Raw genomic sequence first — 11228 nt, forward strand, 5'->3', positions numbered from 1 at the left:
CATGAGCCCCTCCGCTGTTCCCCCGACCCCTCCGCTGCCCGTCGCCCCCGCGCCCGGCCACGGCCTCGTCGACTTCGAGGAGCGGGTCAACTTCGACCGGCTGCGCTCCTACCGGCTGGCCCGTATCCAGCAGGCCCTGGAGGCGAGCGAGCTGGGCGCGGTGCTGGTGTTCGACAACAACAACATCCGCTACCTCACCGGTATATCCATCGGTGAGTGGACCCGCGAGAAGCTGTCGCGGTACGCGATCTACACCCGTACCGGCGAGCTGATCCTGTGGGACTTCGGCTCGGCCGCGGTGCACAACCGGATGTACGCGCCCTGGATGAAGCCCGAGAACTGTCTCTCCTCGTGGACCACCATGCGCGGCGCGGTCCCCCCGGACGCCGATCTGATGGGACGCGCCGTCACGGAGATCAAGGACCGGCTGGCCCAGGCCGGTGTCGGGGGGATGCCCGTCGGGGTCGATCTGCTCGACCTGCCGATGCACACCGAGCTGACCCGCCAGGGCCTCGACATCCGCGACGGCCAGCAGACCATGCTCGACGCCCGGCAGATCAAGAACCGCGACGAGATCACCCTGCTGTCGATGGCCGCCGCCATGGTCGACGGCGTCTACCACGACATCACCGAGGCACTGAAGCCCGGCGTCCGCGAGAACGAGATCGTGGCCCTCGCCAACAAGCGGCTCTACGAGATGGGTTCCGACGACGTCGAGTCCATCAACGCGGTGTCCGGCGAACGCTGCAACCCGCATCCGCACAACTTCTCCGACCGCATCATCCGCCCGGGAGACCAGGCGTTCTTCGACATCATGCACTCCTACAACGGCTACCGGACGTGCTACTACCGCACGTTCAACGTCGGCCGTGCCACCACCGTCCAGCGGGACGCCTACACCCGCGCCCGGGAATGGATGGACGTCGCCATCGACGCCATCCGGCCCGGTGTGTCCACCGCCGACGTCGCACGGCTGTGGCCGACGGCCGAGGAGATCGGCGTCCAGGACGAGAAGACCGCGTTCGGGCTGCTCTTCGGGCACGGCCTCGGTCTCGCCCTGCACGAGCGGCCCATCATCAGCCGCCTCACCTCGCTGGAGAGCCCGATGCTCATCGAGGAGGGCATGGTCTTCGCCCTGGAGACCTACTGCCCCGCCACCGACGGCGTCTCCGCCGCCCGGATCGAGGAGGAGGTCGTCGTCACCGCCACCGGGGTCGAGATCCTCACCCGCTTCCCGGCCGACGAACTCTTCATCGCCAACCAGTACTGAGCCGACGCGACGGGCCGGCAGCCGCCACGAGCGGCACCGGTGACCCGCCGTCGAGAAAGGTGCGGACCCATGTCCGTCGACACCAGCGCCGCGTTTGCGCCGCTCACGGGACCCGTGAGCGGGGACGTGTCCGAGGAGACAGCGCTCTCCCTCTACCGGACCATGTCCACCGCCCGTAAGTTCGAGAAGCGGGCGTACGACCTGTTCCTCCAGAACCTGGTCAAGGGCACCACCCACCTCGGGATCGGCCAGGAGGCCGTCGCCGCCGGGGTCGCCGCCGCGATGCGGCCCGACGACTACTCCTTCATCACCTACCGGGGCCACAACCACCTCGTCGCCCGCGGCACCCCGCTCGCCCCCCTGATGGCCGAACTCCTCGGCCGGGACAACGGGCTGATGCACGGCAAGGGCGGCTCGATGCACCTCATCGACGCCGAACGCGGCATCCTCGGCTCGTACGCCATCATCGGCGCGCAGCTCGTCATCGCCAACGGCGCCGCCTGGTCGGCCCAGTACCGGGGCACCGAGCAGGTCACCGTCTGCTTCTTCGGGGACGGCGCCACCAACATCGGCGCGTTCCACGAGGCGCTGAACTTCGCCGTCATCTGGAACCTGCCGGTCGTCTTCGTGTGCGAGAACAACCTGTACATGGAGTACACCCGCATCGACAGCGTCACCGCGGTCCAGAACCCGGCGGCCGACCGCGCGTCGGCCTACAACCTGGACTCCGTCGTCATCGACGGCAACGACCCGGACGAGGTGTACCTGACGGCGTCCGCGGCGATCGCCCGGGCCCGCGCGGGGGGCGGGCCCGCCCTGATCGAGGCCGTCACCTACCGGCACGGCGGCCACTCCCGGGCAGACCCGGCGAAGTACCGCGATCCCGGCGAGGTCCGCGCCTGGATGGAGAAGGACCCGATGATCACCTACCGGGAGCGGCTGATCGGCCGGGGCTTCGACCCGGCCGAGCTGGACGCGGTCGACGCCGAGATCGTGACCGAGATCGACGCGGCCACCGAGGAGGCGAAGGGCGGCGCCTGGCCGGATCTGTCCCGTCTCTACACCAATGTCTGGAGCGACGGCGGCCACGCCTGGCGCACCGAGCCGCGCGCCGACCAGGCCGCGCAGCAGAAGGAGGGGCTGGCCCCATGACCGTACTGACCTACCGCAAGGCCGTCGCGCACGGCATCGCGCAGGAGATGCGCCGCGACGAGCGGGTGGTGTTCCTCGGTGAGGACGTCGCCGCCGCCGGCGGGGTGTTCAAGACCACCGCGGGACTCCTGGAGGAGTTCGGCCCGCTGCGGGTGCGGGACACCCCCATCAGCGAGCAGGCCATCCTCGGCGCGGCGATGGGCGCCGCGATGACCGGGCTGCGGCCGATCGCCGAGATCATGTACAGCGACTTCTTCGCGGTCTGCTGGGACCTGGTCGCCAACGAGATCTCCAAGTCCCGCTACATGTCGGACGGCCAGGTGTCCTTCCCACTGGTCATCCAGTGCGGCAACGGCGCCGGACTGCGGTTCGGGGCGCAGCACTCGCAGTCCATCGAGAACTGGGCCATGGCCATCCCCGGCCTGAAGGTGGTCGCCCCCGCCACGGCCCGTGACGTCGTCGGGCTGATGGCGGCCGCCGTCCGCGACAACGACCCGGTGATCTTCTTCAACCACAAGGCCCTGTACTCCAGCAAGGAGGAGATCCCCGACCTCGACGGGGAGATCGTGGAGGAGCTGGGCCGGGCCGTCGTCCGCCGGGAGGGCGAGGACGCCACGATCGTCGCGCTGGCCGCGATGGTCCCCAAGGCGCTGGAGGCAGCCGAGCGGCTGCACGCCGAGCGCGGGCTGGACTGCGCGGTGATCGACGTACGCAGCCTGGTCCCGCTGGACACGCCCACGATCCTCGGGCACGCCTCGCGCACCGGGCGGCTGTTCACGGTCGAGGAGAATCCCCGGCTGTGCGGCTGGGGCGCCGAGATCGTCTCACTGGCCACCGAGGAGTGCTGGGACGCGCTCACCGGCGCGCCCGTGCGCATCACCACCCCGCACATCCCGCTGCCGTCGGCGGACGCGCTGGAGGACCTCGCGATTCCCTCCGTGGAGCGGATCGTCACCACGATCGGCGCCGCCATGGGCGCCTGAGCCCCGGCGTCACCGAACATCCACCGCAGTACCTCACACCCTCGAAACACCCCCTCGAAAGGCGAGAACAACCATGAGTGCATCCCGTAACGAGCGGCTCGGCTGGCTCGGCACCGGCCGGATGGGCACGGTCATGTCGGAGAGCCTGCTCGCGGGCGGTGCCGACCTCACGGTGTGGAACCGCACCGCGGCCAAGACCAAGCCGCTGGTCGACAAGGGCGCCAAGGCGGTCCCCGCCATCACCGGACTCACGGACGCAGACATCGTGTTCGTGATGGTGTCCGCGAGCCAGGACCTCATCGACGTCGTCACCGGCGAGGGCGGGCTGCTGAGCGCCGACAGGACCCCGTCGGTCATCGTCGACTGCTCGACCGTCTCCGCGGAGGCGTCCAGCGAGGTCCGCGCGGCCTGCCGGGCGGCCGGGGTCGACTTCCTCGCCTCGCCGATCAGCGGCAACCCGCACATGGTCGCGGACGGGATGGGCGCCATCGTCGCCTCCGGCCCCCGTGAGACCTACGACCGGGTGCTGCCGTACCTCCAGCTGATCGCCCCGACCGTGGTGCACGCGGGCCCGGAGGAGCAGAGCCGGCTGGTGAAGATCTGTCACAACCTGATGCTGGGCATGATCACCCAGGCGCTGGTGGAGGTCACCACCCTCGCGGAGAAGGGCGGGGTGCCGCGCGGCGCGTTCATCGACTTCCTGAACGGCTCGGTGCTCGGCTCCACCTTCATCAAGCACAAGGGCCGCGCCCTGGTGGAGCGGGACTACACGCCCACCTTCAACAACAAGATGCTCCGCAAGGACTTCGACCTGGGTCTGGGCGCCGCCCGTCATCTGGAGGTGCCGATGCCGGTGAGCAGCATGGTCCACCAGCTGATCCAGACGGCGATCGGCCACGGCTTCGCCGAGGAGGACTACGCGGCGCTGTTCGAGGTCGAGGCGCGGGCGGCCGGGATGCGTTCCGGGGACGACTCCACCCGATGAGACGTCCGGGGGCCGCCGGACGAACCCCGGTGCGGCGGCCCCCGGCGCGGGGGTCCGGGCCGGGCCCCTGAGTCCACCCCGGTCCGGACCCCTGATTTCCGACCCCGCCGTGCGCGAGCCGACGCCCTGTCCTGCGAGGGCCCGCGCACGGCGGTTCCGTGCTGCCCGGACGCGGTCCGAAGGGCCGTATGTGTGGCGTGCCGCGGGCCGTACGCGTGTGCCTGCCGGGTGGCCGTACCCGTGTGTGCCGGGCGACCCGTGTGTGCCGGCCGACCCGTGCGTGTCGGCCGGGTCCCGGGAACGCCGAGGGCCCGTCGCCGGTGCGGCGACGGGCCCTCGGTGGTCCCGGTGGTGCACGGCTCACCGGTCAGCGGTTCACCAGTCGGTGGCGATGTACTTGGTCTCGGTGTACTCCAGGATGCCCTCGTGGCCGCCCTCCCGGCCGAGCCCGCTCTGCTTGACCCCGCCGAAGGGTGCCGCGGGGTCGGAGACGATGCCGCGGTTCAGTCCGACCATGCCGCTCTCCAGCGCGCCGCAGACGGCGAGTCCGCGCCGCAGATCGCGGGTGTAGACGTAGGAGACCAGCCCGTACTCGGTGTCGTTGGCCAGCCGGATCGCCTCGGCCTCGTCGCGGAACCGGACGATGGGGGCGACGGGACCGAAGATCTCCTCCGTCAGCAGCGCCGACCCGGGGGCCACCTCGTCCAGCACGGTGGGCTCGTAGTAGTACCCGGTACGGTCCGGGGCGCGTCCGCCGGTGCGGACCCGGGCGCCGCGGGTGACGGCGTCCGCGACCAGTTCGGCGACCTTGTCCCTCGTCGCGGCGTTGACGAGCGGTCCGACCTCGGTGTCCTCCTCCAGGCCCGGCCCGACCCGCAGCGAGGCCATCGCGGCGGCGAAGCGGCTCGCGAACTCCTCGGCGACCGACTCATGGACGTAGAACCGGTTGGCGGCCGTGCACGCCTCGCCGCCGTTGCGCATCTTGGCGAGCATGGCACCGCGTACCGCCGCGTCGAGGTCGGCGTCCGCGAGGACCAGGAAGGGCGCGTTGCCGCCGAGCTCCATGGAGGTGCTGAGCACCCGGTCCGCCGCGCTGTGCAGCAGCCGCCGGCCCACCTCCGTCGACCCGGTGAACGACAGCTTGCGTACGGCCGGGTGGTCGAGCATCGCGCCGACGACCCGGCCCGAGCGGTCGGCCGGCACCACGTTGACCACCCCGGCCGGGGCGCCCGCCTCGGCCAGCAGGGCGCCGACGGCGAGCGCGGTCAGCGGGGTGTCGCTCGCGGGCTTGAGGACGACGGAGCACCCGGCGGCCAGCGCGGGGCCGATCTTCCGGGTGGCCATCGCGGCGGGGTAGTTCCAGGGGGTCACCAGGACGGCCACCCCGATGGGGGCCCGGTCCACCACGATCCGGTACCCGCCCGCGGGGGCGTGCTGCACGGTCCCGGCGAGCCGGACCGCCTCCTCGGCGTACCAGCGGAAGAACTCGGCGGCGTAGGCCACTTCGGCGCGCGCGTCGGGCAGTGCCTTGCCGTTCTCCGCGCTGATCAGCGTCGCGAAGTACTCGGCCCGCTCCGTCATCAGCTCGAAGGCGCGGCGCAGCACGGCGGACCGCTGCCGGGCCGGAGTCGCGGCCCAGCCGGGCAGCGCGCGGGCGGCGGCGTCGGCGGCGGCACGGGCGTCGGACTCGTCGCCGGAGGCCACGGAGGCGATGCGCTCGGTGGTCGCCGGGTCGTGGACGTCGATCCGGCGGCCGTCGGAGGCGGGCCGCCAGACGCCGTCGACGAGCAGTTCGGTCGGGCAGAGGTCGAGGGCTTCGGCGAGTTTCATTGCGGGCTCCGGGGCTGGGTGGACGGGTGGGACGGCGGGACGGGCGGACCCGTCCACGGAGGGTGTGTCCCTTCGCTTCCATCGGTACGTGGCTGAGTGGTAAGTGGCTAAGCCAATCGCCTCATAGTAGGTCCAGGGGGTCGGGGCGGTCGAGGGGTTACCGCACGTTCCGTGGGGGATTGGGGTCGGATGGCGCTGTCGGGGATGCTGGTGCGGGGGAAGTGGCTTGACCGATGGGCGGGAAGCCTCGTTCACTGGGGCTCGTGTGTGGCCGGGTGGGGTGCCTCGGTGGACGCGTGGGGGCGGCGTCGGGGTGAGGTGGGCGGCGTGGCTCCCAGGGTTGGTCCGGGGCGGGTTGCGATGCGCGGGCCCGGCGCGCGGGCCGCCGCCCGGAGTTCTGGTGGCGTCCGGGTCCGCTCGCGCGGGGTCGTCGTCGCGCCGTCCCGGGGCGGCTCGCGTGGGGAGCTCCTCGCCCGCCGAGAAGCTTCCGCGTCGATGTGACCTGCGTCACTCGTCAAACCGCCACGGCTGTTTGCTCGCGTTGCGCAAACACCCCTCGATGGCCGGGGAGCCCGCCCGTCCGCTGGTGGGAACGGTGGACCGGACGGCCCGGGATGATCGAAGTTGCGGGGCAAACCCGTTGACGGGGCAACGAACCGCCCGGAGCGCGGCATCCGGACGGCCGGGGGCACGATTGCCTTTGCACAGAACGACCGTTGAGATCAGTCCTGCATGGTGGAGCGCGCCGGGCGCACTCCCGGCGGCCACCCCGGGGCGGGCGGTAGCCGATCCGCAGCGAGAGGAACCGATCCTTTCATGAGCATGAGGCTTGCCGCAGACGTCATCATGGCGGCCGTCGCGGTCCGGGTACTCGGGCGCGACACCATCACCCTCCTCCGCAAAGCCGCGGCGGCCGGGGTGAAAGCGGGGTTCAGCGAGATCAGCCGCGACCGCGGCGGACCGGAGGGACGGTGAACCAGAACCACGGCGCCCGCACGCCCCGTCGTCTCACCCTGATGCCCCAGGCACCGCCGCTGGACTTCTCGGCGTTCCACCAGATGCACCGCCCCGCCTATCTCCGCTACGCCCGCGCCTTCCTGCGCAACCGCGCGGACGCGGAGGAGGCGGTCGACGCGGCCTTCGAGAAACTGCTGCGAAAATGGCCCCAGGTGCTGCGCAGCGACAGCCCCGACCGCTACGCCTGGGCCGTGCTGCGCAACCATGTCGCCGACCACAACCGGGGCCGCAGGCCCGAGACCCAGCCCCTCGACGAGGCCGCGTTCGACACCGTCGCGCTGCGGACCTCCAGCGACCCGATCGCCCAGTTGGAGGAGTCCCTCACCCTGATGCGGGCCGTCCGCCAGCTCCCCGACCGCCAGCAGGACGTGACCGTGCTGCGGTATCTCCTCGACCTGCCGGTCGACCGCATAGCCGACGAACTCGGGATCTCCCAGGCCGCCGTGCGCTCCACGGACCGGCACGCCCGGCGCAGGCTGCGGGAGATCCTCGGGCCGGACCGTTCCATGGAGGGACGCAACCGTGAATGACGACCTGCTGGACCGCCTCACCCGCGCCCGCCTGGTCGACGACGTGCCCTGCACCCGTGAGGACATCGCCGCCGCCGAGGCCCGGATCGCGGTACGCGCGGCCGGGCCGTGCGCACCCGCCCCCGGAGCCGAGGCCGGGTCCGGCCCGGCCCGGGACGACCGGCTGGTGGCGGCCGGTCAGCTGACCACCCTGTGCGAGACCGTGGTCACCCACGCGGCGCTGCACGGGCTGCGGAACTTCCTCACCCAGACCCTGCCGGAGCCGGACGGGGCGCTGCTGCTCGGCTGTCTGCTCCAGCTCAAGGCCGGTGACGAGGCCGCCCGTTTCTGGTGGCAGTACGCCGCGGGCGCGGGGGACCAGGCCGCCGTGTACTGCCTGTACCTCCACCATCTGTCGCTCGGTGAGGACGGTCCCGCGAGCTGGTGGTACGTCCAGCGGCCGGGCGCCCGCCTGACGGAGCCCTCGGCGGTCGGCGGGCCGAGGGGTCTGCTTACCGGCCTGCCCGAAGGCGTCCTCGACCTGGAGGCCGCCGACGCGAGTCTGACGACCACCCTGCGGGTACTGGGGGCCCTGCGCACCCGGGACGACTGGCGGGTCCCGGCGATGGTCTACGCGGTCATGGACTACATCCCGGCCGCGGTCGACTGGGTGGACGACGACGTCGAACTCCCTCTGCCCGAACCGGGATTCACCGACCGCATCCGCAGCCTGACCGGCGAGGTGCCCAAACCCGACGCGCTGCGGGTGGCCTCGGGCCTGCCCGCCCGGCCGCTCACCCCCCGGGTGGCGATCGCGGAGGCCGCGCGGGGGCGCTGCGCACGGTAGCCGGGGGCGGGTTCGAGGGCGTCGTCGCGACACCCGGGGCCGCCCGACAGCGCTGGGCGCGGTAGCCGCAGGTGGTTCGACGGGGAGACGGGGAGACGGGGAGACGGGGACGCCCGGGGGCCCGGTGCGGCTGCCCCGCGCGCGTTGACGGGACCGGCCCCCCGGCCGTACGGGAGGACCTGTCCCGTCGGTCCATCACTCCGTCACTCCGTCAGTCCATGGTCAGCACCAGCTTGCCGAACTGGCTGCCCTCGGCCAGTTCGGCGAGGGCCTTCGCGCCCCCGTCCAGCGGGAAGGTCCGGTGCACCACCGGGCGCAGACGGTGCTCGGCCACCAGCGCGAGCATCTCGCGGAACTCGGCGGCGCTGCCCATCGACGTGCCCACCACGCTGATCTGCCGGAAGAACAGCTCACGCAGCGACAGCGTGACCTCCTCGCCGGTCGTGGCGCCCAGGGTGACCAGCCGCCCGCCGGGGCGCAGCGCGGCCAGCGCGGAGCCGAAGGTCGCCGAGCCGATGCTGTCCACCACCAGGTCCACCGGCCGCTGAAGGGCGGCGGACCAGTCGGCGTCGCTGCGCAGGGTGTGGTCGGCGCCGGACTCCCGGGCGCGGCGCAGCTTGTCCTCGCTGCGGGAGGTGACGGTGACGGTGGCGCCGACCGCCTTGGCCATCGCGAGCGCGATCGTCGCCACGCCCCCGCCGATCCCGGGCAGCAGTACATGGTCCCCGGTCCGCAGCCCGCCACGGGTGAACAGCGCCCGGTAGGCCGTGACGGCGGACAGCGGCAGTGCCGCGGCCTCGGCCCAGTCCAGATGGGCGGGCTTGGGCAGGACGTTGTGCGCGGGGACGGCCACGTACTCGGCGAACGTGCCGTCGTCCGGGCCGCCGAGGATGCCGGGCACCTCGGGGACGTCCGACGGGTCCGCCCAGCCGAGCGTGGGGTCGATGATCACCTCGTCGCCCACGGTGAGCCCGTCCGGTCCGTCACCCTGGACGATCACCCCCGCGCCGTCCGCGCCGAGGACGAGCGGCGGATCGTGCGGCGACCGCCCGGCGGCCACGAACAGGTCGCGGTGGTTGAGCCCCGCCGCCCGCAGCCGGACCAGGACCTGCCCGGGGCCCGCCACCGCCATGTCGGCCTCGCCCACCCGTACCCCGGCGAGTCCGCCGGGTCCCGCGTGGACCACGGCCCTCATGCCTGCCATCCGCTCTCCCTCATCCGCTCCGGGGTGGCGCCGAAGGCGCGGACGCGCCGTACCGCCCCGGAGGGCGTCAACGCCGGTGAGGCGGGAGAACTTCCGTGATCCGGGCCACGTCCGGTGGCGGTCGCTCAGTTCCGCAGGCCCGCCAGCAGCCGGTCGAGGGCCCGTTCGGTGTCCGGGAGCGCTCCGGGTCCGTCCGTACGGGCCAGCCAGAGGGCGGCCTCGTTCATCGCGCCGGACAGCAGCCGGGCCAGGGGTTCCACCGGCTGGTCGGCGATGATCCCGGCCGTCACCAGGGACCCGAGGGCCTCGGCCAGATGACGTGCGGACGAGTCCTCGTCCATGGCCCGCCACTCGTCCCAGCCCAGCACGGTCGGCGCGTCCACCAGCACGATCCGCCGGACCGCCGGGTCGGCGCCCGCCGCCAGGAAGGCACGGCAGCCCGCGCGCAGCTGCTCCCAGGGGTCGGGGTGCGCCATCGCCGCGTCCGCGACGCGTTCCCCGAGTTCGTGCTGGACCTCGGCGACCACCGCCCGGAACAGCCCGGCCTTGCTGGCGAAGTGGTGGTACGCGGCGCCCTTGGTGACCCCCACGGCCGCCGCCACCTCGGCGAGGACCACCGCGTGGTACCCGTCGGCCGCGAACCGCCGCCGCCCTTCCGTGAGCAGGGCCCGCCGGGTCGCCGCCCGCTGTTCCGCCCGGTTCGCCGCCATCGCGGTACCGCCTTTCCCATTTTCGCGTACCCCGGGTATGTTAGCGCCGGACTTCACATACCCGAGGTATGTGAAATGGTGCGGCACGCCACGCGCACCCACGACGAAGGGACTTGAGTCATGAAGAACACGCTCGGCGGCTTCTACCCCGTCATCTGCACCCGTGACGTGGGCGCCTCCCGCGACTTCTACACCCGCCATCTGGGCTTCGCGGTGACGTTCGAGGCCGACTGGTACGTGAGCCTGCACCGCCCCGACGCCCCGCACTACGAACTCGCCCTGCTCGACCCCGACCACCCGACCGTCCCCGAGGGGTACCGCACCCCGGTCCGGGGCGGCCTCCTGCTCAACTTCGAGGTGGCCGACGTGGACGCCGAGCACCGGCGTCTGGTGGGCGGGGCGGGACTGACCGAGCTCCTCGCCCCGCGCACGGAGGAGTTCGGCCAGCGGCACTTCATCGTCGCCGCGCCCGACGGGGTGCTGATCGACGTGATCACGGTCGTCCCGGCGGAAGGCGAGTACGTCGGCCAGTACACCGAAGGCCACCTCCCGCAGGGCTGACCCGCCGGGCCGCGCGCACCGCCCGGCCCCGCGCACACCGCCGGACCGCGTCGCACAGAGCCGGACCGCGCACACCGCCGGGCGGGACGGACCAGGCCGGGCGGGACGGACTCGGCCGGGCGGGACGGACTCGGCCGGGCGGGACGGACTCGGCCGGGCG

General features: G+C 72.6%; 11 protein-coding genes. 8 read left to right on the forward strand and 3 right to left on the reverse strand.

All coding sequences use genetic code 11. From position 1 onward, the window contains the following. Position 1 precedes the first annotated feature (1 nt). The 4 genes from OG711_RS35185 to OG711_RS35200 all read left to right on the forward strand — a co-directional run bounded on the left by OG711_RS35185 (position 2) and on the right by OG711_RS35200 (position 4390). Positions 2-1270 (forward strand): M24 family metallopeptidase, encoded by a 1269-nt coding sequence (locus OG711_RS35185; RefSeq protein WP_073788947.1) that lies wholly within the window; start codon positions 2-4, stop codon positions 1268-1270. A gap of 69 nt (positions 1271-1339) precedes the next feature. Further along, the gene (locus tag OG711_RS35190) at positions 1340-2422 is read left to right on the forward strand and encodes a thiamine pyrophosphate-dependent dehydrogenase E1 component subunit alpha (protein WP_073788945.1); all 1083 of its coding nucleotides are present in this window, start codon (positions 1340-1342) and stop codon (positions 2420-2422) included. Then, positions 2419-3405 carry an alpha-ketoacid dehydrogenase subunit beta gene (locus OG711_RS35195; protein ID WP_073788943.1) on the forward strand — a complete coding sequence of 329 codons (987 nt, stop codon included), beginning with the start codon at positions 2419-2421 and terminating at the stop codon, positions 3403-3405. The genes OG711_RS35190 and OG711_RS35195 overlap by 4 nt, the downstream gene beginning before the upstream one ends. A 73-nt stretch (positions 3406-3478) precedes the next feature. Then, complete coding sequence (locus OG711_RS35200; RefSeq protein ID WP_073788941.1) at positions 3479-4390, forward strand: NAD(P)-dependent oxidoreductase; 912 nt, start codon at positions 3479-3481, stop codon at positions 4388-4390. A gap of 375 nt (positions 4391-4765) precedes the next feature. Here the strand turns inward: OG711_RS35200 and OG711_RS35205 are convergent, their stop codons facing one another. Next, positions 4766-6220: an NAD-dependent succinate-semialdehyde dehydrogenase gene (locus tag OG711_RS35205; RefSeq protein ID WP_073788939.1), complete on the reverse strand. Its 1455-nt coding sequence runs from the start codon at positions 6218-6220 to the stop codon at positions 4766-4768. 816 nt (positions 6221-7036) lie between these two features. On the opposite strand from OG711_RS35205, the gene OG711_RS35210 reads away from it, so the two are divergent. Genes OG711_RS35210 through OG711_RS35220 form a run of 3 tightly spaced genes read left to right on the forward strand, consistent with a single transcriptional unit; the run spans position 7037 to position 8593 of the window. Further along, positions 7037-7195, forward strand: a complete 159-nt coding sequence (locus OG711_RS35210; RefSeq protein ID WP_178391037.1) for a hypothetical protein — start codon at positions 7037-7039, stop codon at positions 7193-7195. Then, on the forward strand, positions 7192-7767 hold the full coding sequence (locus OG711_RS35215) for a sigma-70 family RNA polymerase sigma factor (RefSeq protein ID WP_241561863.1): 576 nt from the start codon (positions 7192-7194) through the stop codon (positions 7765-7767). Before OG711_RS35210 ends, OG711_RS35215 begins: the two co-directional genes overlap by 4 nt. After that, positions 7760-8593 (forward strand): hypothetical protein, encoded by an 834-nt coding sequence (locus tag OG711_RS35220; protein ID WP_329562716.1) that lies wholly within the window; start codon positions 7760-7762, stop codon positions 8591-8593. The genes OG711_RS35215 and OG711_RS35220 overlap by 8 nt, the downstream gene beginning before the upstream one ends. Positions 8594-8804: 211 nt before the next feature. Here OG711_RS35220 and OG711_RS35225 read toward each other — a convergent pair whose 3' ends face one another. After that, positions 8805-9797, reverse strand: a complete 993-nt coding sequence (locus tag OG711_RS35225) for a zinc-binding dehydrogenase (RefSeq protein ID WP_245876804.1) — start codon at positions 9795-9797, stop codon at positions 8805-8807. Positions 9798-9922: 125 nt separating this feature from the next. Beyond that, the gene (locus OG711_RS35230; RefSeq protein ID WP_266512012.1) at positions 9923-10507 is read right to left on the reverse strand and encodes a TetR/AcrR family transcriptional regulator; all 585 of its coding nucleotides are present in this window, start codon (positions 10505-10507) and stop codon (positions 9923-9925) included. A gap of 120 nt (positions 10508-10627) precedes the next feature. Here OG711_RS35230 and OG711_RS35235 point away from each other — a divergent pair, with 120 nt between their 5' ends. Beyond that, positions 10628-11068 carry a VOC family protein gene (locus tag OG711_RS35235; RefSeq protein ID WP_329562719.1) on the forward strand — a complete coding sequence of 147 codons (441 nt, stop codon included), beginning with the start codon at positions 10628-10630 and terminating at the stop codon, positions 11066-11068. Positions 11069-11228 lie beyond the last annotated feature (160 nt).

It is taken from the genome of Streptomyces uncialis (assembly GCF_036250755.1).
Classification (GTDB): domain Bacteria; phylum Actinomycetota; class Actinomycetes; order Streptomycetales; family Streptomycetaceae; genus Streptomyces; species Streptomyces uncialis.